The organism is uncultured Paraglaciecola sp. (genome assembly GCF_937123705.1).
In the GTDB taxonomy this organism is placed as follows: domain Bacteria; phylum Pseudomonadota; class Gammaproteobacteria; order Enterobacterales; family Alteromonadaceae; genus Paraglaciecola.
The window spans coordinates 141,219-164,749 of the sequence record NZ_CAKZKO010000038.1 but is presented as its reverse complement, the minus strand read 5'-3'; the positions used below and the strand labels follow the sequence as shown (position 1 = coordinate 164,749).

The 23,531-nt window shown below is 41.6% G+C and carries 26 protein-coding genes and 1 riboswitch; of the genes, 13 read left to right on the top strand and 13 right to left on the bottom strand.

Going from position 1 to position 23,531, the window contains the following annotated elements; genetic code table 11:
- Window positions 1-14 precede the first annotated feature (14 nt).
- Genes Q0688_RS06985 through xdhA form a run of 7 tightly spaced genes read right to left on the bottom strand, consistent with a single transcriptional unit; the run spans window position 15 to window position 8,143 of the window.
- Window positions 15-1,226 (bottom strand): urate hydroxylase PuuD, encoded by a 1,212-nt coding sequence (locus Q0688_RS06985; protein ID WP_299074530.1) that lies wholly within the window; start codon window positions 1,224-1,226, stop codon window positions 15-17.
- A complete protein-coding gene (gene guaD / locus Q0688_RS06980; RefSeq protein WP_299074529.1) occupies window positions 1,226-2,542 on the bottom strand; it encodes a guanine deaminase in 1,317 nt (438 codons plus the stop codon). Before guaD ends, Q0688_RS06985 begins: the two co-directional genes overlap by 1 nt.
- 39 nt (window positions 2,543-2,581) lie before the next feature.
- On the bottom strand, window positions 2,582-2,908 hold the full coding sequence (uraH, locus tag Q0688_RS06975; RefSeq protein WP_299074527.1) for a hydroxyisourate hydrolase: 327 nt from the start codon (window positions 2,906-2,908) through the stop codon (window positions 2,582-2,584).
- The gene (gene uraD, locus Q0688_RS06970) at window positions 2,898-3,458 is read right to left on the bottom strand and encodes a 2-oxo-4-hydroxy-4-carboxy-5-ureidoimidazoline decarboxylase (protein WP_299074525.1); all 561 of its coding nucleotides are present in this window, start codon (window positions 3,456-3,458) and stop codon (window positions 2,898-2,900) included. The genes uraH and uraD overlap by 11 nt, the downstream gene beginning before the upstream one ends.
- Window positions 3,455-4,333, bottom strand: coding sequence for a xanthine dehydrogenase accessory protein XdhC (xdhC, locus tag Q0688_RS06965; RefSeq protein WP_299074523.1), 879 nt, complete (start codon window positions 4,331-4,333; stop codon window positions 3,455-3,457). The genes uraD and xdhC overlap by 4 nt, the downstream gene beginning before the upstream one ends.
- Entirely contained in the window at window positions 4,330-6,672 is a 2,343-nt protein-coding gene (xdhB, locus tag Q0688_RS06960) for a xanthine dehydrogenase molybdopterin binding subunit (RefSeq protein WP_299074521.1), read from the bottom strand. The genes xdhC and xdhB overlap by 4 nt, the downstream gene beginning before the upstream one ends.
- On the bottom strand, window positions 6,665-8,143 hold the full coding sequence (gene xdhA / locus Q0688_RS06955) for a xanthine dehydrogenase small subunit (RefSeq protein WP_299074519.1): 1,479 nt from the start codon (window positions 8,141-8,143) through the stop codon (window positions 6,665-6,667). The genes xdhB and xdhA overlap by 8 nt, the downstream gene beginning before the upstream one ends.
- Window positions 8,144-8,409: 266 nt before the next feature.
- Between xdhA and Q0688_RS06950 the strand changes: the two genes are divergently transcribed.
- Window positions 8,410-9,054 carry a TetR/AcrR family transcriptional regulator gene (locus Q0688_RS06950; RefSeq protein WP_299074517.1) on the top strand — a complete coding sequence of 215 codons (645 nt, stop codon included), beginning with the start codon at window positions 8,410-8,412 and terminating at the stop codon, window positions 9,052-9,054.
- 8 nt (window positions 9,055-9,062) lie between these two features.
- Window positions 9,063-9,980 carry an allantoinase PuuE gene (gene puuE / locus Q0688_RS06945; RefSeq protein ID WP_299074515.1) on the top strand — a complete coding sequence of 306 codons (918 nt, stop codon included), beginning with the start codon at window positions 9,063-9,065 and terminating at the stop codon, window positions 9,978-9,980.
- Window positions 9,981-10,259: 279 nt separating this feature from the next.
- Here puuE and Q0688_RS06940 read toward each other — a convergent pair whose 3' ends face one another.
- Complete coding sequence (locus Q0688_RS06940; RefSeq protein ID WP_299074514.1) at window positions 10,260-11,588, bottom strand: NCS2 family permease; 1,329 nt, start codon at window positions 11,586-11,588, stop codon at window positions 10,260-10,262.
- Window positions 11,589-11,831: 243 nt separating this feature from the next.
- On the opposite strand from Q0688_RS06940, the gene Q0688_RS06935 reads away from it, so the two are divergent.
- Window positions 11,832-12,842 (top strand): adenosine deaminase, encoded by a 1,011-nt coding sequence (locus Q0688_RS06935; protein WP_299074512.1) that lies wholly within the window; start codon window positions 11,832-11,834, stop codon window positions 12,840-12,842.
- Between the two features lie 114 nt (window positions 12,843-12,956).
- On the opposite strand, the gene Q0688_RS06930 is transcribed toward Q0688_RS06935, so the two are convergent.
- The gene (locus Q0688_RS06930) at window positions 12,957-13,226 is read right to left on the bottom strand and encodes a hypothetical protein (RefSeq protein ID WP_299074510.1); all 270 of its coding nucleotides are present in this window, start codon (window positions 13,224-13,226) and stop codon (window positions 12,957-12,959) included.
- A 47-nt stretch (window positions 13,227-13,273) separates the two neighbouring features.
- Window positions 13,274-14,155, bottom strand: coding sequence for a kinase (locus tag Q0688_RS06925; protein ID WP_299074508.1), 882 nt, complete (start codon window positions 14,153-14,155; stop codon window positions 13,274-13,276).
- Window positions 14,156-14,301: 146 nt separating this feature from the next.
- A riboswitch (molybdenum cofactor riboswitch) is annotated at window positions 14,302-14,472 on the top strand.
- Here Q0688_RS06925 and moaA point away from each other — a divergent pair.
- From moaA to Q0688_RS06885, 8 genes are all read left to right on the top strand, one after another.
- Complete coding sequence (gene moaA / locus Q0688_RS06920) at window positions 14,466-15,434, top strand: GTP 3',8-cyclase MoaA (RefSeq protein WP_299074506.1); 969 nt, start codon at window positions 14,466-14,468, stop codon at window positions 15,432-15,434. Its footprint overlaps the riboswitch before it by 7 nt.
- Window positions 15,435-15,439: 5 nt before the next feature.
- Complete coding sequence (locus Q0688_RS06915) at window positions 15,440-16,045, top strand: molybdenum cofactor guanylyltransferase (RefSeq protein ID WP_299074503.1); 606 nt, start codon at window positions 15,440-15,442, stop codon at window positions 16,043-16,045.
- Between the two features lie 7 nt (window positions 16,046-16,052).
- A complete protein-coding gene (gene moaB, locus Q0688_RS06910; protein WP_299074501.1) occupies window positions 16,053-16,586 on the top strand; it encodes a molybdenum cofactor biosynthesis protein B in 534 nt (177 codons plus the stop codon).
- Between the two features lie 8 nt (window positions 16,587-16,594).
- On the top strand, window positions 16,595-17,080 hold the full coding sequence (gene moaC, locus Q0688_RS06905) for a cyclic pyranopterin monophosphate synthase MoaC (RefSeq protein ID WP_299074499.1): 486 nt from the start codon (window positions 16,595-16,597) through the stop codon (window positions 17,078-17,080).
- The gene (gene moaD / locus Q0688_RS06900; protein WP_299074497.1) at window positions 17,074-17,334 is read left to right on the top strand and encodes a molybdopterin converting factor subunit 1; all 261 of its coding nucleotides are present in this window, start codon (window positions 17,074-17,076) and stop codon (window positions 17,332-17,334) included. Before moaC ends, moaD begins: the two co-directional genes overlap by 7 nt.
- A gap of 7 nt (window positions 17,335-17,341) precedes the next feature.
- Complete coding sequence (gene moaE / locus Q0688_RS06895) at window positions 17,342-17,803, top strand: molybdopterin synthase catalytic subunit MoaE (RefSeq protein ID WP_299074495.1); 462 nt, start codon at window positions 17,342-17,344, stop codon at window positions 17,801-17,803.
- A gap of 130 nt (window positions 17,804-17,933) precedes the next feature.
- Entirely contained in the window at window positions 17,934-18,755 is an 822-nt protein-coding gene (locus tag Q0688_RS06890) for a GNAT family N-acetyltransferase (protein WP_299074493.1), read from the top strand.
- Window positions 18,756-18,797: 42 nt separating this feature from the next.
- Window positions 18,798-19,655: a helix-turn-helix transcriptional regulator gene (locus Q0688_RS06885; RefSeq protein WP_299074490.1), complete on the top strand. Its 858-nt coding sequence runs from the start codon at window positions 18,798-18,800 to the stop codon at window positions 19,653-19,655.
- Between the two features lie 103 nt (window positions 19,656-19,758).
- Here the strand turns inward: Q0688_RS06885 and Q0688_RS06880 are convergent, their stop codons facing one another.
- Both Q0688_RS06880 and Q0688_RS06875 read right to left on the bottom strand, forming a co-directional pair.
- Window positions 19,759-20,562 (bottom strand): ABC transporter substrate-binding protein, encoded by an 804-nt coding sequence (locus Q0688_RS06880; protein WP_299074488.1) that lies wholly within the window; start codon window positions 20,560-20,562, stop codon window positions 19,759-19,761.
- Window positions 20,563-20,765: 203 nt separating this feature from the next.
- Entirely contained in the window at window positions 20,766-21,437 is a 672-nt protein-coding gene (locus tag Q0688_RS06875) for a nitroreductase (RefSeq protein WP_299074486.1), read from the bottom strand.
- A gap of 195 nt (window positions 21,438-21,632) precedes the next feature.
- Here Q0688_RS06875 and Q0688_RS06870 point away from each other — a divergent pair, with 195 nt between their 5' ends.
- Both Q0688_RS06870 and Q0688_RS06865 read left to right on the top strand, forming a co-directional pair.
- Complete coding sequence (locus Q0688_RS06870; RefSeq protein ID WP_299074484.1) at window positions 21,633-22,259, top strand: lysoplasmalogenase; 627 nt, start codon at window positions 21,633-21,635, stop codon at window positions 22,257-22,259.
- Window positions 22,260-22,398: 139 nt separating this feature from the next.
- Window positions 22,399-22,968, top strand: coding sequence for a hypothetical protein (locus Q0688_RS06865; protein WP_299074482.1), 570 nt, complete (start codon window positions 22,399-22,401; stop codon window positions 22,966-22,968).
- A 70-nt stretch (window positions 22,969-23,038) separates the two neighbouring features.
- Here Q0688_RS06865 and fur read toward each other — a convergent pair whose 3' ends face one another.
- A complete protein-coding gene (gene fur, locus Q0688_RS06860; protein WP_299074480.1) occupies window positions 23,039-23,458 on the bottom strand; it encodes a ferric iron uptake transcriptional regulator in 420 nt (139 codons plus the stop codon).
- Window positions 23,459-23,531: the final 73 nt, after the last annotated feature.

The following is a 23,531-nucleotide window of genomic DNA, read 5'->3' as shown; positions in this document are numbered from 1 at the left end:
CTTCTGCCGGTTAATTATTGTTTTGAGGTGACGTCAAACCAATCAGCTATCACTTGCCTATCGGCATCTGTCATAGCTGTTTTATTCATCATAGGCATATCTTTGGTGATAACTGCTCGTCTGTGGATCACCGCGGCTCGTTGCTGTATTTGCTGCCATGTATCAAACATTAATCCTAAAGGTGCGACGACAAATATTTCATCTGTAGGCTTTGCAGAATGGCAGTTGGCACAGTGAGTCTGCATCACATCAAACACTTGTTGCTGCTGTTCATTGAGAGCAATGGCTGGCACAGGTGGTTGTGTAGACACTAAGTCAGGGTCAGGCGTGATAGGTCTAGACACCCAACCCGCAATCAACACCATACCGATAGCACCAGTGATTAAAATAGAAGGTCTGGATATGCCAATATGTTTTAAATTGAAATAATGGCGTATCCACGCCGACACCACACCTATCGCCATTAACACCAACCATGCATTTGGGTGCTGGTAGGTCATAGGGTAGTGATTACTGATCATAATAAATAACAAGGGTAGGGTAAGGTAATTATTGTGTACCGAGCGCAATTTAGCCCCTAAACCCCAGCTAGGGTCGACTTGTTTTTTATTGGCTACGGCATCTACCATGAGTCGCTGGGCGGGCATAATTTTGAAAAATACATTGCCGGCCATGATTGTGCCTACTAACGCGCCAACGTGCATAAATGCGCCGCGACCACTAAACCAATGGGTCGCTAAATAACTGGCTGCCATAAGCATAATCAAAAACGCTATGCCGAATATTTGCGGGTATTTAGACAAAGGACTGCGACAGGCAGCTTCGTAAACGAATAAGCCGCCGAAAATTAAGCCTAAACCTCTGATGATGGCTTCGGTAGGTGTTAATTCCATCACAGCGTTGTCAATTAGGTAAATCGATGCGCCGTGGTAATACACTAAACTGAGTAGCAAAAATCCACTTATCCAGGTGGTGTAAGCTTCCCATTTAAACCAATGCAGTTTTTCGGGCATGGCCTCTGGGCCATATTCATACTTAGCAATTTCATAAAACCCACCACCATGAACGGCCCACAAATCGCCTTTTATGCCTTTTTGCTTCTTCCAGTCGGGCGGAGTGCGCAAATTATTGTCTAGCCAAATAAAGTAAAACGATGCACCTATCCAAGCCACGCCTGCAATAACGTGGAACCAACGAAGAAATAACGAAATCCAATCAAGCAACATTACAGTGCTCCTTCTAAAGTGTTTGGGGTTGCCTGATAAACGGCTTTACCGGCTATATAAGTAGCTGTAATAGCTCTATCATCGGCTAACATAGATAATGCAAAAATAATGTCCTGCGGACTGCGATGGTGTTCAAAACGTAACGCACTAAGCTCATCAAATTCTGGATCTAAGATAACAAAGTCAGCATCGCTTCCCACATTTAGGTTGCCAATTTTATCTTCTAGGCCTAATCCTAACGCGGCGCCTTGTGTCATTAAATATAGTCCTTGCATAGGATCCATTTGGTCCCCTTTAAGTTGGCAAACTTTATAGGCTTCGCCTAGGGTTTTTAGCATACTAAAACTGGTGCCGCCGCCCACATCGGTGGCGAGCATAACATTGACCTGTTGTTGCTGCGCTTTTGCAAGATCAAACAATCCGCTGCCCAAAAATAAATTAGACGTAGGGCAAAAGGCAATACTGGCTTGGGATTCATGTAAGCGCTGCCATTCTGCTTGTTCGAGGTGAATACCATGACCTAATACTGTGCCTTTTCTGAGTAAGCCAACATGGTCGTATACATCCAGATAATTTTTTTGCTGTGGAAATAACTGCTTTACCCAAGCGATTTCTTGCAGGTTTTCAGATAAGTGGGTTTGAATAAACACATCTGGATACTGCTGGGCAAGCTCACCCAAAGCATGTAATTGTTCGGGGCTACTAGTAGGCGCAAAGCGCGGTGTGATGGCGTACTTTAAGCGGCCATGGTTATGCCATTTATCGATTAATGCGGCGCTGTCTTGTTGTGCACTGTGTGGGGTGTCTTGGAGCCAGTCAGGGCAATGTCTGTCCATGCACACTTTACCGGCAATCATTAACATATTATGCCTAGCAGCTTGTTGAAAAAGGGCGTCGGCCGCCTGCTTATGTACCGACGAATACACCATGCCTGTGGTGGTGCCATGGCGGTGTAATTGTTTAATAAATAGCTTGGCAATATGACTGGCGTATTCTGGGTCAGCAAACTTACGTTCTACCGGAAAGGTATAGTCGGTTAGCCAATCCAGTAGCTGTTCACCAAAGCTGGCCAGCATTTCTGTTTGCGGAAAGTGTAAGTGAGCGTCGATAAAACCTGGTAAAAGCAGTTTACCTGAATAATCTTGTATTTTTACTTCAGAGTATTGATTTATATAATGTTTATACTCACCTATGAATTCAATTCCCCCGTTACGCGTAACTAAGATTCCATCATCAAAGTACTGATAGTCTTGTTTAGGACTATGGCTTTGTTTCGGAAAATGCAAAATAGAGGCACGATATGCTTGGGTTGTCATTTATTGAATATCTCTATGGTTAAAACGTACAAAATTGACCTAACTGCCACGATAACTACTAAAACCAAAAGGCGAAATAAGCAGCGGCACATGATAATGCCCGCCGTTTTCTTTCAGTTCAAAATGCACATCGACAAAAGGATAAAAAGCTTCACTGTGATGTGTCAGCAAATAGTCTTTAGTCAAGAATCGCAGGCAATATTCGCCTGCTTGAAAATCAAAGTCTTGCCATTGATTACAACGGCCATCGTTATCCGTTTGTGCCTGAATAACTTGCCCATCTATGGTTGTTAAGGCCAATTTCATATTGGCAGCAGGTTTACCTAAGGTGGTATCTAACACATGACTGGAAAGGCTAATGCTCATGATGGGGTATTTCCTCTTTTAATGTATTTTGTAACCCCTTTTGTAACCTAAGCAGGGTAATTTTTAGTTGTTCTGCGGCGGCTAGGGTTATTTCTGTGGCGGTATCATTGGATAAACGCAAGGTCAGGGCATCCAGCATGGTCTTAGCACTCAAGCCAGTGGCACAAATAATAAAAATAAAACCATGTTTATCTAGATATTGCCGATTAGCGGAGGCTAAACTTTGTAGGCATTGTTCATCGGCCTCACTTGCTCCTTGCTGCTCATTACTGGCCATGTTTTTTGTGGCTGCGTATTTCTTACGCAAACTGCTTACATCACCAATCATAGGATGGGCTTCAAAGGCAATTAGAAAGTCTGGTGCTGTGCATTGTTGCCACGCAGTCGTTGCCATTTGTACAACGGCTTTATAATCGGCGAAAGGCCGAGCCTGAGCCATCCCTTTAAACCACTTAGGTGCGGCGCAGCATTGACTAAACCACTTTTCGCTGTCTTGGGTATTAAGTGTATTTAACTGCTGTACGCTTAGGGGGGTATTGATTTGTGTCATTCGGGTATTACCAAGGATTGCATCAGTTGCTTATTATCGCGCCATGCTTGTTTTTGCTGAGTATGAGAGGCTTTTTCTGGGGCAAGCCTATGTATCAATTGCGCCGCTATAGACACAGCTACTTCGATAGGACGCTTACCTGGGATATCTAACATGCCAACCGGAGAAACTAAACGCTCGATCTGAGTTTGTTGAAAGTCTCGGTGCTCTAAGCGCGTTCTAAATCGCCTTGCTTTGGTATCTGAGCCTATCATCCCAACAAAGTCCACATCTTCGCGAGACAAAGCCGCCGCCACCAGATCAAAATCTAGCTGATGGTTATGGGTCATGATCAAAACCCAAGCGGCACTGGGTAAGGTGGTAATAGTGTCAGCAGGGTGTTCACTGGCTTGCAGTTTTACGTTGTTAGGTTGAGTTGTCTTGGCAATATCATCAAGCATTTCTTGGCGGTTATCAATCCAACGTATTTGTAAAGGAAGCTGCGCTAATATGGGCACTAAGGCTTGCGACACATGACCCGCACCGTAAATAGCTAGATACTGGGTGTGCTGAGTAAAAACTTCAAATAATACATTGGTGGCACCACCACAACATTGACCTAGTTTGCTGGAAAGTGGGTAGTGTTCAACTTTCTGAGTAGTGGCATTGTTTGCTAACAAGCTCCGCGCTTGTTTAATGATCTCAAACTCCAAATGCCCACCGCCGATTGTGTCGTAGCTGCTGTCATCACATACTAACATTTTGCTGCCGCCATTACGGGGCGTTGATCCAGCAGTGGCCAGTAAGGTAACTAATACATAACCTTTACCTTGCTGCTGACAAAGATGCAGGGCATCAAACCATGTTGTTGGCTTCATGACTGTTGGTTGGCTCATGGCTGCAGCTCCATCCAAGTTTGGGCTTGGGTGATGGCATGGTAGACTTTTTCTGGGGTGGCAGGAGGATGCAACACAGGATCAATTTGATAGTCAGTGATACTGGATATGGCGTCTTTTAAAGCGCACCACACCGAATTCGCCAACATAAAAGGCGGTTCGCCTACGGCCTTAGAGTGATAAATGCTGTCTTCGTCGTTAGCTCTAGGATACAGGTCGACATTGAATATCTCTGGGGTATCGCCAATGGCTGGGATCTTATAGGTGGCGGGATTGTTACTTATAAGTTTGCCATTATCATCCCACAATAATTCTTCGCTGGTTAACCAGCCCATGCCTTGAATAAAGCCCCCTTCAATCTGACCTATATCAATGGCAGGATTTAAGCTTTTACCGACATCGTGTAAAATATCGACTCGTTCAATTTTGTATTCGCCCGTTAAGGTATCAATACTGACCTCTGAACAACTTGCACCATAAGCGAAATAGAAAAATGGCCGTCCATTACCTGTGGCCCGGTCATATTTTAATTTAGGCGTTTTGTAGAAACCCGACGCCGAAAGAGAAATACGCTGCATGTAAGCTTGTTGAACCAACTCACTAAAGGCAATGGAGTGATCGCCAAGTTTAACATTTTGTTGTTCAAATCTAACTTGTTGTACATCACCCTTCACTTGTTTGGCATAGAATTCCGCTAAACGTTGTTTTATAAGCAAACAAGCATTTTGTGCGGCCTTGCCATTGAGATCGGTACCACTTGACGCTGCAGTGGGAGACGTATTAGGGACTTTATCGGTACGGGTTGAGGTGACTTCAACATGAGATAACGGGACACCAAATTCATTGGCAACTATCTGGCCAATTTTGGTGTGTAAACCTTGGCCCATTTCTGTGCCGCCATGATTGATTTGCATACTGCCATCGGTGTAAATATGCAACAAAGCACCTGCTTGATTGAGATGTTTGGCGGTAAATGAAATACCAAATTTAACCGGCGTTAGGGCCAAGCCTTTCTTAATGATGGGGCTGTTTTGGTTAAACGCGGTCATTTGCTTACGGCGCAACTGGTAATCGCTTGAGCTTTCAAGTTTATCGATTAAATCTGGTAGCAAGTTATGTTCAACTTGCATGCCATATTGGGTGGTGTTTCTGCTGTCTTGGCCATATAAATTGAGTTTGCGAACCGCGAGAGGATCTTTGCCTAGCTTACGGGCAATGGCATCCATCATGGCCTCGGCAACTATCATGCCTTGAGGGCCACCAAAGCCGCGATACGCAGTATGAGAGACTTGATTAGTACGACATCTATGGCCTTCGATATAACAATCAGCTAGGTAATAACCATTGTCACAATGAAACATGGCTCTATCGACTATGGCGTCTGATAGATCTGGCGAATGGCCGCAATTGCCGTTAATTTCGATATGAGTTGCCTGAATTAAGCCTTGTTCGTTTGTAGCTACTCTATAGCTGTTTTCAAAAGGGTGACGTTTACCTGTGGCCATCATATCCAACATGCGGGGCAAGCGTAATTTTACCGCGACGTTATTACGACTGGCGAAAATGGCTGCTAAGCAGGCCCATTGCGCGGCTTGGGTCTCTTTGCCACCAAATCCACCACCCATACGGCGCATATCAACTATAACTTTGTGAAGTTTGATATCTAATACTTCGGCAATGAGTTTTTGCACTTCACTGGGATGTTGGCTAGAAGAATAAACCAGCATGCGGTCTTCTTCCTCAGGGATGGCCATAGACACTTGGCCCTCAAGATACATATGCTCTTGGCCACCAATTATCATGTCACCGCTAAGCTGGATAGGACTTTGTTTAAAACGGCTTTGCATATCGCCTTGCTGCATAAAGTGAGGAGGGCGTACAAAATTGTCTTGAGCTTTGGCTTGATCGATCGACAAGCAGGGCTTGCTACTTGAAATCTCTATCTTGGCTTTTAATGTGGCTTGGCGCGCTAGGTTAACACTAGTGGCTAACACCGCAAATATAGGTTGGCTGTGGTACAAAATTTCAGTGCCAGCAAGCAATGGATCGCCGGGGAAAACCGGCCCTATATCAGTATGCCCTGGGATATCTGCCACTGTGATCACATCTATTACGCCTTCGCTGGCTTTCACCTGTGACAAGTCGATAGATGTGATAGTGCCACTAGAGGCAGAGCTTACACCTACAGCGGCATGATGCAGGTTTGCCGCTTCGGGCATATCATCAACGTAACGGGCCTGGCCACTTACCTGACGTTCGGCACTTTCATGTTGATGTGACTTGCCGGCAACGCCTTGAAGGGCTGAGTCTACTTGAGGTGGTTCAATCAGTTTACGCATGACCTGTCTCCGCTGTAGTAGAGGGTAAATGTACTACACGGGTTTGAATTTGTTGACTTTTTTGATTGGTTTCTAACCAGAAACGTTTCCATAAATTGCTGAGCATAGCCACCCGGTAGGCTTTACTTGCTCTCACATCATCTAAGGGCGAAAACGCATCTTTAAGAATGTCATAACCTATTTCTAAGGCTTCACGGCTCGACCAGCTTTGTCCTACTAGTGCTTCGTTTAATGCAATAACACTTGCGGGTATAGCTGCCACACCACCAAACCCGCTATCTATTTGTTTCACTATTCCGTCTACAACTTTGACATTAAACACCGCGCTTACGGCTGAAATGTCATCTTCATAACGTTTGGATACTTTGTATGCTCCGATGTGGTTAGTGTCATCAATATAAGGAATAAAAATGCCTTCAATCCATTCAGATGGTTGTAAAACGGTTTGCCGATAATCAATAAAGAAGTCCTTTGCGGCTATGGTTCTTTTTTGCTGCCCATCATCTAGGAGAATCATGGCGTTCAAAGCCAACAAAGCCGGCGGCATATCGCCAATGGGTGAGGCGTTAGCGACATTGCCCCCTAGACTGGCTTGATTACGAATAGGCGTGGCGGCAAAACGCCATAATAATTCGGATAACTGCGGAAAATGTTTTATTAAACTGGATTCAATTTTACCTAAAGGTAGCGCGGCCCCTATGAACAATCCTTGCTGTTGTTCAAGCAGTTGGTTTAATTCTGGTAATGCGCCCAACGGGATCATTTTATCAAATGATTTTAGTCCTTGAGTAACCTCTAAGGCTAAGTCTGTACTGCCCGCAAACATTTTCGCTTGTGGATATTGAGCCTTGTATGCGGCAAGCTGTTGTCTTGATGTTGGGATTAATAAATTGTCGGTGCTAATAGATTGCTTATTGATAGCCTGTAATTGTTTAAGCGTCTTGGTTTCTGCTTGTTGAAATTTATCCGTCACCTTGTTTTGGCACACACTTAAAGTCGCATCAATAATAGGTCGATATCCAGTACAGCGGCATAAATTACCCGAAAGGGCTTGAATAACGGTTTCTCTGTCTGGCAAATTTGGCTGTTGATACAAAGCAAACATAGACATAATAAACCCCGGTGTACAAAAGCCACACTGAGAGCCATGGTGATCAACCAGGCTTTGTTGCACAGGATGTAATTCCTTGCCATTTGCCAAGTGTTCAACTGTAATTAATTGTTTGCCATGTAAGGCAGATAAAAAGGTCACACAACTGTTAATTGCACGATATTCTAGTTTGTTCGGCTCAGACTCACCCTTGTTTATCACTTCAGCTATAACAACAGTGCAGGCACCACAATCCCCTGAGGCGCATCCTTCTTTGGTTGCTTTTAGGTTTTGTTGGTCACGCAAGTATTCAAGTAAAGTTAAATCAGCTTTGGCCGTCTCTATGTTGGTAATTACGTTGTTAAGCAAAAAGCTAATCATATTTCGCTCCAGTATGTAGAGTGTAAGGAGTAACCCGACTTCGGGACAGGCGACAATGTATTATCCTTACTCGCGACAAGAATTACAATGCATACTAGACTAATTGGTCAAGTTTTTAAATTCATTTCAAAATTTCATACTTAGGTTGTGGTGTAAGATATTGATCTTATAAGCTAATGTTTCTAGTAATCACCTAGATTGGGTGATATTTTTAAACCTAATATCAGCGACTGTAATGCTTCTAACAAAGGAAAACTAAATAACAAATGTCTGCATCTAAAAGTGATAGAGAAATCAGTATAGGAGATCTTAACCGTAGCAAAATATTAAGCGCAGCTGAGAAAGAATTTGCGTTACACGGTTTTAAAGGGGCAAGAGTGCAGCAAATAGCCGACAGGGCAGAGCTCCCTAAAACTAATGTATTATATTATTTTAAGTCTAAAGAGTCGCTTTATTTGGCTTTATTAGAGGATATTCTAAGCCTGTGGAATGGTCGTTTTGATGAAGCGAATGCCGGTGATGATCCTGCCGAAGTTTTAGCTCACTATATTGCGGATAAAATGGAAATATCACGTTGTCGTCCTGACGCATCGAAAATTTTTGCCCTCGAAATTATTAATGGGGCGCCAAATTTAAGCGCGTTTTTTAAAGATCAACACGCATCTTGGATGGCAGGCCGAGTAGACGTAATCAAACAATGGATTGATCAAGGTAAATTAATGACAACTAATCCTCATTACTTGTTATTTAATATTTGGGCTACGACTCAACATTATGCAGACTTTTCTGCTCAAATTAATGAACTCAAAGGTGAGCCTATGACACAGAGTGACTTTGCTGAAGCCACAAATAATGTCATTGGATTAATTTTGACCGGCTGTGGTTTGGCTGTTCCAACAGAGTTTAAATAAGGTATTTAATGAAACATGCATATCCAAGGGACTTAATTGGATACGGTCAATATCCTCCCCATCCCAAATGGCCAAATAATGCCAAAATAGCGCTGCAATTTGTACTTAACTACGAAGAAGGTGGCGAAAACTGTGTGTTGCACGGTGATAATCACTCTGAAACTTTTTTGTCTGAAATAATAGGTGCACAGCCATATCCTAATAGGCATTTAAGTATGGAGTCCATGTATGAATATGGCAGCCGCGCTGGATTTTGGCGTTTATATAATATGTTGGTGCGTTACAACTTACCTATTACCGTATTTGGAGTCACTATGGCACTACAGCGCAATCCAGAAGCGGTAGCTGCCATGTTAGAAGCTGATTGGGAAATTGCCAGTCATGCTATGCGCTGGATCCATTATCAAGATATGCCAGAAGTCCAAGAAAAGAAAATGATTAATGCTGCTGTACAACTACATCAAGCTATAACCGGTAACAAGCCTGTTGGCTGGTATACGGGAAGAACGAGCCCAAATACCTTGAAACTGATTGCAGAAAGAAGTGATATTTTATATTGCGCCGATTCTTACGCTGATGACTTACCCTATTATGACACCCAATATGCAAAACCTTTGTTAATGGTTCCCTATACACTAGATACCAATGACATGCGCTTTGCCTCACCTCAAGGCTTTAATTGTGGGGAGCAGTTTTATCAGTATCTAAAAGATGCCTTCGATGTGTTGTACGCAGAAGGCGAAACTGCACCCAAAATGTTGTCAATTGGCTTACATTGCCGAATTGTTGGTAGGCCTGCAAGAATGGCTGCATTGCAACGTTTTATTGAATATGTCCAAAGTCACGAGCGAGTGTGGTGCTGTACCAGAGAGCAAATTGCTTTGCATTGGAAAGCGAATTTTCCGGTTTATACCAGTCCCTCCTAACAATTGATCACTCAGCGAGATTTAAAAGCACCTAATCAAGGCGCTCGAATGAAGCAATAGTTATTCTATTGTAAGTTCGGGCAACGCAGAGTAGGTGCTTTTAAACCTCGCCCAAAGGGAGAACACCAGTGACTAATTGTTAGGATGAATTGGTATTAGTTGAAGGCGTTTCGAGCGGCGAGTGACTAGCTACCAGTAATAAAGAAAAAACCGACTCAGTTGAGTCGGTTTTTTCTTGGAATACATACTTTCAAGATAAAAATCTTGCCAAGCTCGTTACTACTTCAAATCCAACACATATCTGAGTACAAACACAGCAGCCATGGCATATGTGATCAAGGTCACTTGTTTATAACGTCCTGTGCCTAACATTATGCCCACGTAGGTAATAAAACCAAGGGCAATACCTTCGCTGATACTAAAGGTCAGAGGCATGGCTAATAGCGCGACTGTGGCTGTAGCTAATGAGGTGATGTCGTCAAAATCGAGTTGTCTGAAGGAGTCCATCATGAGTATTCCAACCATTATGAGAGCGGGCGTGGTGGCCATTAATGGGATCACTTTCATTAAAGGGGTAAGAAATAAAGCCAGTAAAAAGCACATAGCTACAAATACTGATGTTAGCCCAGTTCTGCCTCCAGCCGATACCCCAGCTGCGGATTCAACATAAGAGGTAACAGGAGAGGTACCAACGGCTGCCCCCATCACACTGGCGACAGCATCGGCGGTCATCGCCTTACCCATTTTGGGTAATTGCCCTTGTTTATCAAGTAAGTTGGCGCGACGCGATACACCTATTAATGTGCCAATGGTATCGAACATGTTTACAAACAATAATGCAAAAATTAGATCCCAAGTTTCTGCTAAGTGCTCCACAGGATACATAATATCCATGGCAAAAAACGTACCGCTTATGCTTTCAGGCAAACCGATGAACTGGCTACTATGTTGAGTAAGGTATCCATCACCAACTGGAATTAACGCACCCACTAAAGTTAACACTAGAACGGAAATTAAAATTGCACCCGTTACCTTTCTGATAACTAGGATAATGGTTAATATAATACCTGCCAAAGCCAATAAACTTGCCGGTTCAGATAAGTTACCAATAGACACAAAAGTCGCCGGGTTATCAACCACTAAGCCTGCATTTTTTAGACCTATAAAAGCGATAAATAACCCGATACCGCACTGCACACCAATTTTTAATGCCGCAGGTATGGCAGTGGCAATTTTAGTCCTAACACCGGTAACAGACAGTAATAAGAATAAAATCCCATTCCAAAACACTATGCCTAAGGCTGCATCCCATGGAATTTCACGAGTTAAACAAATAGTAAAAGCGAAAAAAGCATTCAGCCCCATACCGGGAGCCATAGCAACGGGATAGTTGGTCATAAATGCCATCAACAGTGTACCTAAACAAGCTGCAATAGCGGTGACCGTAATGAGCCCTTCAATGGGCATTCCACCAGCGCCCAATATACTTGGGTTGACAACCAGTACATAAGACATAGCGGCAAAGGTAGTTAACCCAGCAATAAATTCAGTTTTAAGGTTTGTGCCATGTTCTGTTAATTTAAAAAATCGCTCAAGAAAATTTGACATAGTTCTCGCTCTGGGTTGCTGTTTAGGGATATAACTAATTTGTTCACATTTGACTATCTAGTCTGGAATTAATCAGGCATATGATGTAGATATACTAATCATGTATTCTAAAGTTGTAAAACAATAGCAACAATGCGTTCTAGTTGCTTGATTTGATTAAACTAAATTATGAACAGGTAATTCTTTTTGGCAAAGAGTTATTATTCAGTTTGGTGACTTATTGGTAAATAAAGCAGGTGAAATATGACCAAAAATGAATTGAAAATGTGGCTGGCAAGTTTGCCTAAAGTAGAGTTGCACCTGCACATAGAAGGTTCACTTGAGCCAGAGTTAATGATGGCCTTAGCCGAGAAACATCAGGTTGAATTACCTTATGGGAACATTCAAGAGGTGAAACAGGCTTACAATTTTGAAAACTTGCAAAGTTTTTTAGATCTTTATTATTTTGGCGCATCAGTGCTACAGGATGAGGATGATTTTTATCAGCTGATGTGGCATTACTTGCTTAAATGCAAACAAGATAATGTCGTGCATGCAGAGATTATGTTCGATCCCCAAACTCATACCCAGCGCGGTATTGGGTTTGAAATTTTTATGGCGGGTTTTAAACGGGCGATGCAACAGGCAGAGCAAGAGTGGGGGCAATCGAGCTTGCTGATTATGTCTTTTCTAAGGCATCTATCCGAAGCAAGTGCCATTGAAACATTGCAAGCTGCCAAGCCCTATTTAGAAGACATTTGCGCTGTTGGGTTAGACAGTGGTGAACTCGGTAATCCACCTGAGAAATTCGTTCAGGTTTTTGAAATGGCTAAGAGTTTAGGATTGAAGCGGGTGGCGCATGCGGGAGAAGAAGGCCCACCTGAATATGTCTGGGGTGCAATCAATTCTTTAGATGTACAGAGAGTCGATCACGGGGTTCGTAGTATCGAAGATCCAAAATTAATTGAATATCTTAAGCAATCACAATTGCCCTTAACAGTATGCCCATTATCAAATACCAAGTTAAAAGTATTTGATCATATGGAGCAGCACAATATATTAGTGTTGCTTGAGTTAGGTTTGATGGTCACCATTAATGCTGATGATCCGAGTTATTTCGGCGGTTATTTAAACGACAACTATTTTGCTGTTATCGACCACCTTGCGATAGAGCAACATCATTTATTGCAATTGGTTACTAATAGCTTTAACGCCAGTTTTATGTCAACAGCACTCAAAGTAGAGTGGTTAAGTCAACTGAAAGGTAATGAATAGCTTTCAGTTTAACTTAGCCATCTAATACCACGCTAAATAAGTAGTTGTGATCTCTGTGCGAGGTTTTAAAACTCATCTTAAAAGAACGACGCTCTTTATTTGTCAATTGTGGTGTTAGCTTTTATCTCGAGCAGCAATTGCTATCACAAGTTGCAAGGCTTGATCTTTGCTGAACCCACTTTGCACCAGTGCATGATAGTGTTGACGAAGCAACTCGGCTTGAGCCTTAACTAACTTTGGCTCACTAAGCACTAATGTTTGATTCAGTAATTGCTTTGATAACTGTTCATTCATAAAGTTAAGGGAATTTTTATGCTCTTGGGCATGTAATTTAGTTAAGCTGCAGGTGAAAATAGCAATAATTATAAAATTGATTGGTTTCATGTGTTCATTCTCATTGGCAAATAAAACACCAGTTTACAGGGTTATGTTTAAGTTGATGAGTTTTTTACTCTATGTGCACTAATTGCTCTAGAAGAAGAGAGCTCAAATACATGATCACAACTATTTGCCATGGTTTCCAGGGCCTGTTCAGTTAGTCGTTGAAAATGCTGAATAAAGCGTTGAATTTGACGCTGATCCATCAATTTTGTTGGTTGTGTATTCTTAGTAGCGGCTGCAAGTTGCTGTTCTTGCTCTAAACGCCATGGCAATACATTGTCAAAAGAAGGAGCTTTTAACATAACCCAACAATCCATTAAGTGATACAAAGGTTGGTAATTCAACGAAAGCTCTAAATTTACATGAGTTCGCCATTTTGCCTGGGGGTCCTCTAAGGCCTCTAATGAATTAACTGCCTGTGCAAGTTGTGCAGGTGTTTGCGACGTCACGCCCCAACACCAACCTTCAACAATCACCACATCTACAGCACTAACCACTTCTGTCCATGCAGATATAGGGGAGGGCTCATCAGTTACTTTGTTAAAGCTGGGTATTGTTGTGGACTGTTGATGTTTTAGTGCCAATAACACCGCTTTGAGCACCGCCATATTGTGGGTTGCGGGTACTCCTCTGGTATTGAATAACGGATGAAACTGATCAGCAATTAACCGGCGGTCGTCTTTACTAATGTAGAAGTCATCTAAAGACATCACAACAACCCCCAACGAATAAGTCTTACTTAAATATTCCTTTAGAAATTCAGATAGAGTCGACTTGCCAGAGCCTTGACAGCCATTAAGTCCAATAAAAAAGGTGTTATTAGCGATTGCTTGCCGTGTTTTAATGTCATCGGCAAGGGGAACAAAATAGTCCCGCGCATTATTAGCAAAAATATTGTCTAGGTTGTGCTTTTTAATAAAGGTGCTGATCATAAAATAATGCGTTTTCACTGAGCTTACTGAATATGTATGTTAATTAATCATGTGGATATACACCAATGAAACACTGTTGTTTCTCAATACAAACTTAGTATTTTATGGTACAAATACCTAAAGGTTATTTGTTTTTACTACAAATAACCTATGGATAACTCCGAGCTTCTTTACCTAAATCCACGACAAGGTAATTTAGCCGTGAATATGGCAAGTTTTGCCAATTCGCCAGGGTAGTAAGAGAAATCGAACTGCCTCCCGCAAGTGCCACAATATTGTGTTACTTCACTTTGGAAAGGTGTTAATAAACATGTTAGAAGATAAATTTGGACGCCGTTTCCATTATTTGCGGCTGTCTATTACAGACGTATGTAATTTTAAATGCAATTACTGCCTGCCAGATGGTTATGCCTGCGATAGCAGTCGTGATTTTTTGAGCTTAGTTGAGATTAAAACCCTAGTAAATGGATTTGCGGCCTTAGGCACCAGCAAAGTGCGTATCACGGGCGGCGAACCCTCTCTCAGAAAAGACTTACCCGACATTATAAGGGCTTGTGCATCTACTCCGGGCATAAAACATGTGGCCATGACCAGTAATGGCTATAAGTTAGAGGCTGACATTCAAAAATGGGTCGATGCGGGCTTAAATTCCCTTAACATCAGTATTGATAGCTTAGATCCCCGCATGTTTGCCACTATTACCGGCCACAATAAACTCGAAACCATTCTCAGAGGTATCGACAAAGCCATTGCCTTGGGCGTAAAAGTTAAAATCAACGCGGTGTTGATGAAACAATACAACCAGCAAGAACTGAAGAACTTTCTAACTTGGCTGCAAGCGACGCCAGTCACATTGCGATTAATTGAGCTGATGCAGACTGGTGATAACGTCACCTTTTTTGAAAAAAATCATGTATCTGGTGCACCCATTAAACAGCAATTATTAGACGCAGGCTGGGGACAACTTATTCGCGATAAAGCAGCTGGGCCCGCACAAGAATTTTTCCATCCAGATTACCAAGGCAAAATTGGCTTGATCATGCCCTACAGCAAAGATTTTTGTGCCAGCTGCAATCGACTCCGAATTTCAGCAACGGGTAAGCTACATCTATGTTTGTTTGCCGACCAAGGTCTAGATATTAGGCCCGCATTACAATCAGCTGATAGCGGCGAATTACAAGCTAAGTTAGTTGATTTACTTGGCGATAAAGAAGCCACCCATTGGCTGCAAGATGGTTTTACCGGAGCCACCAAACACTTGGCTATGCTAGGAGGCTAACTAAAATGTTGGCAGGGTTAATATTAGCAGGAGGCAGGTCAAGCAGGATGGGTACAGATAAAAGTTTGTTAACTTTGCCACACAGCCAAGAAACCCTGCTTCAACATAGTCAAAAGCGCCTTGCTAACATTTGTAATCATCAGGTATTTGTGAGCGGCTCTACTCATCCCAAAGGTATCGCTGATGTTATTCCTCATTGTGGTCCTTTGTCGGGTATACATGGGGTGATAGCTCATATTAAACAGCGTGGCTTGCCTATTACTGAGTTACTGATAGCTGCCGTTGATATGCCTGACTTAAGCACAGAGGATTTTGGTCACTTATTAGAGCAAGGCAGGAAACACGGCAATATATGTGCATTTGAAAAATATTATTTACCTTTGTATTTACCCATTACCAAAGGTGTTACCGCCTACTTAAACACTAAACTTAAATACACACTAGATAATATTGAATTGCCAGCTAAAAACAGTCATTACTCTATCAAAGCACTGCTAGCTGGCCTTCAAGGTAGCGAGATTTCTCCTTTAAATATGAGTCATTTGAACAACATTAATACGCCTAGCCAGTGGCAATCTCACTGTGCTAGACAATCAAACAGCAAGGTATAGAGCATAAATGAAAACCGCAGCCCATAAACAAGCCCTTAATATTGCCGTGTTAACCGTGTCGGATACTCGCAGTGAAGATAACGACACCTCTGGGCAATATCTACAACAAGCCGCCATGGCTGACGCCCATAGTGTTGTCGACAAAAAAATTGTTATAGACGACAAGTTTCAAATACGAGCAGTGGTGTCTAACTGGATAGCCTCTGATGACGTTCAAGTGGTGTTAATAACAGGAGGTACAGGTTTTACAGCACGAGATACCACTCCCGAGGCCATGACACCTTTATTTGAAAAAGAAATAGAAGGCTTTGGCGAATTATTTAGACATATCTCTTTTCTCGAAATCGGCACCTCCACAGTGCAATCCCGAGCATTAGGTGGCATGGCAAATGGTACCGCTATTTTTTGTATGCCGGGCTCAACGGGCGCCTGCAAAACAGCCTGGAATGGCATATTGCAACAACAGCTAGATGCCAGCCATAAACCCTGTAACTTTGCGGTGCATCTAAAAGACATCAGCCAATGTACCAGTAGAAGGTAATCTAGGATATGAATAAAAAAAATGCGGTATTAACCCATGTGAATGAACATGGCACAGCCAATATGGTGGATGTCACAGATAAAAAAATCACTCAAAGACAGGCGGTTGCTGAGGGATATATTACTATGTCATCTCAGGCATTTTCGATGTTAAAAGAAAACAGTCATGCCAAAGGGGATGTGTTGTCAATTGCTCGTATTGCAGGTATTCAGGGGGCCAAAAAGTGCAGCGATTTGATCCCTTTATGTCATCCGTTAATGTTGTCAAAAGTGCACATTGACTTTAAAATCTTAGATGCCGAAAACAAAGTACATATTCAAGCTATGTGTAAGCTCGCAGGTCAAACTGGGGTGGAAATGGAAGCACTAACAGCCGTAAGCGTGGCCGCATTAACGCTTTTTGATATGTGTAAAGCAGTGGACCCCCATATGCAAATTAGTGATATTAAAGTATTAAGTAAACAAGGCGGAAAAAGTGGTGATTGGACATGTTAAAAATATTGTTTTTTGGGCAACTAAAAGATGTACTTAAAACCGATGAATTGAAGATTGAGTTAGTTAAAGGCGCTTCTGCAATAGAGACCGTAGCCATGTTGCGAGAGACTTTGCAGCTAAAAGGTGAGTTGTGGCAAGAATACATGGCTTATGGCAAAGCCTTAGTGGCGGTTAATCAAGAAATAAGCAAGGAAACGGCGCCATTAAAAGCGGGTGACGAAATTGCATTTTTTCCGCCAGTAACGGGCGGTTAAAGAGCACATGCCTCACTTCACCCATATCAATGTGCAAACGCAGGATTTTGATTTTGCCGCTGAATATAAAAAACTACGAGACAGTAGCAACAGTGATGGTGCCATAGTCACTTTTGTAGGCTTAGTGCGAGATAGCAATCTTCAAAAGTCTGTAAGTGGCTTGTTTTTAGAGCATTACCCCGCCATGACCGAAAAAGTGCTCAACAATATAGTCGAACAAGCCCGTTCAAAATGGCCACTAGGCAGTGTGTCGGTTATTCACAGGGTAGGGCAGCTTGATGTATCTGATCAAATTGTGTTTGTTGGCGTCACCAGTCAACACCGCCAAGCGGCTTATCAAGCCAATGAATTTATTATGGACTTTTTGAAAACCCAAGCGCCATTTTGGAAAAAAGAAACCACAGATCAAGGAGATAAATGGATTGAAGCCAAAATCAGTGACATTAAAAAATCACAAGATTGGTGTTAAATAGTTAGAATTACCCAGTTTAATAAACAACGATAGCTCCTGTCTTAAATGTCGCTTTTTTACAATCTTTCTAGGTATATAGAACCTAAGATAAAGTTCATTTAAATTTCTTTCCAGAAGGCATTGAACCATGATTAAAATTGCTACTATTGATTCACTAAGCGAGTTAACCAATCAAAAAAGAGCATACTTTGAAAAAGCGATAGCGCCACTCGACGGCATGTGGCACTTTGGTTTTGTGCCTATGGCGAAACACTTTGGCTTTTACGTTGAGCAAACCATAGTTGGATTTTGTTGTGTTAATGATGAGGGTTACATATTGCAATTTTACTTGGAACCACACTTACACGCACATTCCCGTGAATTATTTACCTTAATTGCACAAAACAACAGTTCAGTAATAGACGAGGTTAAAGGTGCGTTTGTGAGTACCGCAGAGCCTCAATATCAAGCGTTATGTTTAGACAACTCAGCGACATATAAAGTCAACGCCCTGATGTATCAGCACTATGCAGATATGCCTGAAGATGCGAGTGATCTCATTGACATGCAGCTCACTCACACTGAACAATTAGCAGACTTTGTTGCCTTTTCAGTCGCCAATATTGGTGCGCCTGAACAGTGGCTAACGCAATACTATGGTAATTTAATTGAACGTAACGAACTCTTCGGATATTGGCATCAGGGCCAGTTGTTAGCAGCAGGAGAGTGTCGATTATTCGATCAATACCAAACCGAATATGCCGAATTAGGTATGATTGTTGCTCAATCAGTACGCGGACAAGGTATCGCCAAAAAAGTACTAGGCTACCTTGCAATACAAGCGTTCAAGCAGGGATTAACACCTATGTGTTCCACTGAAAGTACTAATGTAGCTGCTCAAAAAGCCATTGCTCACGCTGGGTTTATCGCTGATCATCGGATAATACAATATGAGTTTAATCAAGCATAAAATAAGCAAAACCGAGCGTTAAAAATACATTCAAGGTGCGTGATGATCCGTTGGTTAAAAAAGCCAGATAAACCTGATATTTCCAAATACATTGACTGTTATTGGTTTCTAGAAAAATCAGCCAATGCTGAAGGTACTGATTACCCTAAGCTTAATCCTGATCCGTCAACTCATTTGATACTAGCTATTCCAACACAAAGTTTTCAATATAAAAATGACAAGGGTGTTTCTCAAGTAGTTGGCAACCATTGGCTACATCCTTATAGCAAAACCTACCAATTGGATCATTCTAAAGCATTCGCCTGTATCGGAATCAAATTCCATGCAGGTGCGCCATATTCCCTGATAAATCTGACGGCATTACAAGGTCAAGCCTCCCAAACATTAATCGATAAAGTTTATGGCAGCAGTGGTGACGAGACGATTATCGAAGACGGCACTCACCTCAGTAGCAGCGAGCTCATTGTTATGGCACGCAATGCACCAGATAACTGCTGTAAAATGCTGGATACCTTATGTGTTTATTGGTTTTCAAACGCTATTGAGGATAAGCACAGTCAATTGACGAGGCAAATACTGCCACTGCTGGCTACTAGCACTTCAATTAGTGACTTAGCAAGTGGTCTATTTTGTTCACAACGCACCTTAGAGCGCAGCTTTTTGAAGGTAACAGGTCTAACCCTTAAACAATGCCAATCAATGCAAAGGCTAGAATCGATTTTGGAATTTCTTTATCAGCGACAACAAAGCGAGATTGACTGGGTTGATATTGCCTATCAATTTGGCTTTAGTGATCAACCTCACTTAATTCGCTATTTAAAAAAACACATGGGATTAACGCCCCAAGATTATGCGTTGCAACGAGGTTTTACTATCGACGAATACGGCGGTGTTGAATAACAATAATTCAACTTATTGAACTTAAGGCTCACGCACTATGGCATTAATAAAACAGCCTATAGAGTATTAAATGGTTCTCAGTTGTTAAAGTCGCACTCTTGCCTTAAGAAAATGTTGACTTACAAGTAATGGGTTTAGGAAACCTAGGTTTCGGTGAGTGAAACAATAGTGATTTATTTGCTTTGCCATTGTCTATGAAAACGTCAAGATGATTATCAATGATTGCCTTAATTTCATGCAATTCAGGTCGCATTAAAATTGTTAAATCAATATTACTTGTCGGTTGTGGGGATTGGTATATCGGCATATGACAAAACTCAGTTTCTTCAAAAATGCTAATGGCGTTGTAGTTGTTTAAAATGGCATAGTCACAACGACCTTTTATTAACATCGAGGCTACAGCCCTTTGATAACTTGAATCTAATCGTTGTAATTTTTTGGTTTCAAATGATTGCTGAAGACCGGTATAAATATATGCGTGTTGCGTACATACCTTTTTATTATCAAGAGCCGCTGGCGAAAAGTTGGCGTCAAAGGGAGTAAGGCTATACAAGAAAGTCATATGCTGAATAATAGGTTTACTGGCGATGACTTTTTCGGGGTGTTTTAACCACTTTGGATTCGCGAGGTATAAGTCAGCTTTTCCTGCAATTACAGATTGTTCACTACGCAATTGATTAGAATCAATATATGCAATTTTGAATATTTTTCGCTGCTCCAAATCAGCGAAAAAGTCTGGTATCAACCCTTTGTAAGTTTGCTCAGAATAGTCAAAGTATAAATATGGGATAGAACCTGGCGAGTTTACAGTGAATATAAGAGGGATAGGCTCCGCTCCTAAGACTTTAATTAGACATGACAAAAATAGGCTAATAACGAAACATAATTTGATTGCATAGTTAGTCATGTACTCAACATATTCCTATATAAAATATCGATAAATCCACAATGAACCCTATTGAGTTTAAGGGGATTCATTACAATCATTTATAGATTAAGCTAAAAATTTCCTTTTTAGTGATTTTCATAATATCCACAAACTGGATGGCAGACAATATTGAAATGCAAACTCGTTATTCAAAGCTGATTTATTTCCATATTCACGGTTTGTTAAAAACCGTGATAGCTTACAAATTCTTCATTATCGGCGCGAACAGAGCGTACATCGTTGGCGGCAAATTTATCATCGGGGTAACCCATAGCGATGCAAATCATAATGGCTTCATTATCTGGGATTTGTGCATGCTCATGTACCACATCAGATTGCATAATACCTTGGCCGTTGATCACGCAGCCTAAACCTAGATCCCATGCAGCAAGTACAATTCCATAAGCCAATGAGCCTAAACCAAACTGGGTGATGCCTGCGGGCTCTAAGGATTTGTCATAAGTCAAAACTAAAGATACCGGTGCATCAAACTGGCGAAAACCACGCATCATCCATTCCATACGTTTTTCTTTGTCTTCTCTACCTATTCCCATGACTTCAAAAAGCTGAATAGCCACATCAATTTGGCGCTGGCGATTAACCCCTTGGTAATCTTCTTTATAGGGAAAATCACGCACATGTGGCTTGCCAGCTAGGGTATTTTTAGTATTACCTTCACGGATTTTATCTAACACATCGCCTGTTACCGCGTGGACGCGCCAAGTTTGCGTATTGTAAGAAGACGGCGCCCATTTTGCAGCATTTATCACCGCATCGACCACTTCTTTAGAGACGGCTTTATCTTTGAAACCTCGCACACTTTTTCTGGACGCAGCGAATTCTGCAAAATTCATATAAAAACCTTATTAATTGATTGTTTTAGTAATGATGACGCACTATAACGCGGCCATAGTCTAACTAAAAATCATGGAAACTTATTTTCCTTGTAAAGTGATATTTATTGGGCAAGGTCGGTCATTTTCTTGATACTCTTTTAACAATGGGTAATAAATATAAAACCTCATAATAAAGGTTAACAGTGAGTCGTTATGTCTAAAAGTATCTGTGTTGCATTCTTCATTTTCGTTATTTTTTATATGCTCGGTCTAGGTTTTGCAGTGGATTTTTTGTGGCTATTAAAAGTTATCCCAATCTTGATATTGGGGGCAGGGGTGTTAACCACAAAACCCAGCTCGACTCGCTCTATTTTGCTATTGGCGTTGATGTTTAGTGCCTGTGGCGATCTGCTGTTAGCTTTTGACATATTTATCTATGGTGTGGGCGCGTTTCTGTTAGCGCAACTGAGTTATGCCTTTATGTTTAAGTCTTATTGGACAGGCATTGCACATCGCTGGCCTTTGAGTGTGTTGTTAATTGGCGGCATGGTGACAATGGCGTGGTTACTTATCCCTAGCCTTGGAGACTTAAAGATTCCCGTGATGGCGTATTTGTGCGCTATTGGCGCTATGGGGTTATTGGCGACGCAATCGTCATTACCGATACGTTGGTCCGTACTGGGGGCAATATTATTTATTATCTCGGATTCCTTTATCGCCGTTAATAAATTTATTATGCCTATTCCTTTTGAAGCTTATTGGATAATGAGTACTTATTATGGAGCGCAATTTATGTTGGTAACGGGCTTTCTTGCGGCAATGAAGCAGCAAAATGAGTGATTAATATACAGTCAAACAAAGATAGTCTTTATTCTGCTTTGCTGTACAACGTAAACAAACTGCCATTATTTGAATAGATGAAGTGAGTGGACTATGGTTTTACAAGTCTTCACCTTAACATTGCTCTTAGGAGTCAAGTATGTCTGTTTCAGTGTCTGATTTATGGTTAGCCATCCTAGTTACTGGCTTACTATCTTGGGTCGCCAGTGCATTTATTCATATGCTTTTTAAGTATCATAACGCCGATTATAAAGGGTTAAGTAACGAACAGGGCGTTTCTATTGCTTTGGCCGAAACATCTCCTTCCCCCGGACTTTATACCTTGCCTTACTGCAGTGATATGCAGGCTATGGCAGAAGAGGCAATGCAAAAAAAGTTCACTGAAGGCCCCGTTGCTATGGTGACTATCATGCCCAATGGGATGCCAAATATGGGTAAACTACTCTCTCAGCAGATAGTGTTTTTTATCACAGGGTCGTTTTTGATTGGGTATTTGGCCAGTATTTCGATTGTCCAAAGTGCCGATCATATTATGGTTTTCAGACAGGTTTTTGTTGCTGGTTTTTTAACTTATGGTTGGGCGCAAATTCCCATTAGTATTTGGATGGGGCAGCCTTGGGCCAATTGCCTGCGTTATTTGCTCGATGCCTTGATTTATGCGGCGGTTGCCGGTGCTATATTTGCTTTGCTTTGGCCTAGTTTGCTTTAAAGCTATTATCTTTGTGATAAAAAAACACCCCATTAATTGGGGCGTTTCTTTGTCATTTACAAAACCATATTTAGTCTTCGTCGCAGTCTACTTTACATTCTCCATATAAATATAAACTGTGATGGGTAAGGGTCATATTATGACGTTCGGCGACTTCTTCTTGTCGTTTTTCGATCACTTCGTCTTCAAATTCAATTACTTTGCCACATTTTAAACACACTAGATGGTCGTGATGTTTCTTGTGGCTGATTTCGAACACGGATTTGCCGCCTTCAAAGTGATGGCGGTTTAAAATACCTGCATCGTCAAATTGATTAAGTACACGGTATACTGTGGCCAAGCCTATATCTTCGTCATGTTCAATGAGAATTTTATAGACTTCTTCTGCACTGATATGTTGGTTTTCAGGTAGCTGTAATATTTCCAAAATTTTCAAGCGTGGAAGCGTGACTTTAAGACCTGCTTTTTTTAATTCTTTATTTTGATCCATTATCTTGCATATAACTATAGGTTTGAGGCCATTATAGGGGAGCCTAATTTATTTAAAAGCTATTTAACTTTTT

Bases quoted from the DNA above. Each gene is read 5' to 3' on its own strand.
- Q0688_RS06865 (WP_299074482.1), top strand. From the start codon at position 22,399: ATGTCTGTTTCAGTGTCTGATTTATGGTTAGCCATCCTAGTTACTGGC.
- uraD (WP_299074525.1), bottom strand. From the start codon at position 3,458: ATGACACAAATCAATACCCCCCTAAGCGTACAGCAGTTAAATACACTT.
- Q0688_RS06940 (WP_299074514.1), bottom strand. From the start codon at position 11,588: ATGTCAAATTTTCTTGAGCGATTTTTTAAATTAACAGAACATGGCACA.
- Q0688_RS06880 (WP_299074488.1), bottom strand. From the start codon at position 20,562: ATGACTAACTATGCAATCAAATTATGTTTCGTTATTAGCCTATTTTTG.
- Q0688_RS06885 (WP_299074490.1), top strand. From the start codon at position 18,798: ATGATCCGTTGGTTAAAAAAGCCAGATAAACCTGATATTTCCAAATAC.
- moaB (WP_299074501.1), top strand. From the start codon at position 16,053: ATGAAAACCGCAGCCCATAAACAAGCCCTTAATATTGCCGTGTTAACC.
- Q0688_RS06930 (WP_299074510.1), bottom strand. From the start codon at position 13,226: ATGAAACCAATCAATTTTATAATTATTGCTATTTTCACCTGCAGCTTA.
- Q0688_RS06915 (WP_299074503.1), top strand. From the start codon at position 15,440: ATGTTGGCAGGGTTAATATTAGCAGGAGGCAGGTCAAGCAGGATGGGT.
- moaC (WP_299074499.1), top strand. From the start codon at position 16,595: ATGAATAAAAAAAATGCGGTATTAACCCATGTGAATGAACATGGCACA.
- Q0688_RS06985 (WP_299074530.1), bottom strand. From the start codon at position 1,226: ATGTTGCTTGATTGGATTTCGTTATTTCTTCGTTGGTTCCACGTTATT.
- Q0688_RS06875 (WP_299074486.1), bottom strand. From the start codon at position 21,437: ATGAATTTTGCAGAATTCGCTGCGTCCAGAAAAAGTGTGCGAGGTTTC.
- moaD (WP_299074497.1), top strand. From the start codon at position 17,074: ATGTTAAAAATATTGTTTTTTGGGCAACTAAAAGATGTACTTAAAACC.
- fur (WP_299074480.1), bottom strand. From the start codon at position 23,458: ATGGATCAAAATAAAGAATTAAAAAAAGCAGGTCTTAAAGTCACGCTT.
- guaD (WP_299074529.1), bottom strand. From the start codon at position 2,542: ATGACAACCCAAGCATATCGTGCCTCTATTTTGCATTTTCCGAAACAA.
- xdhC (WP_299074523.1), bottom strand. From the start codon at position 4,333: ATGAGCCAACCAACAGTCATGAAGCCAACAACATGGTTTGATGCCCTG.
- moaA (WP_299074506.1), top strand. From the start codon at position 14,466: ATGTTAGAAGATAAATTTGGACGCCGTTTCCATTATTTGCGGCTGTCT.
- Q0688_RS06935 (WP_299074512.1), top strand. From the start codon at position 11,832: ATGACCAAAAATGAATTGAAAATGTGGCTGGCAAGTTTGCCTAAAGTA.
- puuE (WP_299074515.1), top strand. From the start codon at position 9,063: ATGAAACATGCATATCCAAGGGACTTAATTGGATACGGTCAATATCCT.
- uraH (WP_299074527.1), bottom strand. From the start codon at position 2,908: ATGAGCATTAGCCTTTCCAGTCATGTGTTAGATACCACCTTAGGTAAA.
- Q0688_RS06925 (WP_299074508.1), bottom strand. From the start codon at position 14,155: ATGATCAGCACCTTTATTAAAAAGCACAACCTAGACAATATTTTTGCT.
- Q0688_RS06890 (WP_299074493.1), top strand. From the start codon at position 17,934: ATGATTAAAATTGCTACTATTGATTCACTAAGCGAGTTAACCAATCAA.
- moaE (WP_299074495.1), top strand. From the start codon at position 17,342: ATGCCTCACTTCACCCATATCAATGTGCAAACGCAGGATTTTGATTTT.
- xdhA (WP_299074519.1), bottom strand. From the start codon at position 8,143: ATGATTAGCTTTTTGCTTAACAACGTAATTACCAACATAGAGACGGCC.
- Q0688_RS06870 (WP_299074484.1), top strand. From the start codon at position 21,633: ATGTCTAAAAGTATCTGTGTTGCATTCTTCATTTTCGTTATTTTTTAT.
- xdhB (WP_299074521.1), bottom strand. From the start codon at position 6,672: ATGCGTAAACTGATTGAACCACCTCAAGTAGACTCAGCCCTTCAAGGC.
- Q0688_RS06950 (WP_299074517.1), top strand. From the start codon at position 8,410: ATGTCTGCATCTAAAAGTGATAGAGAAATCAGTATAGGAGATCTTAAC.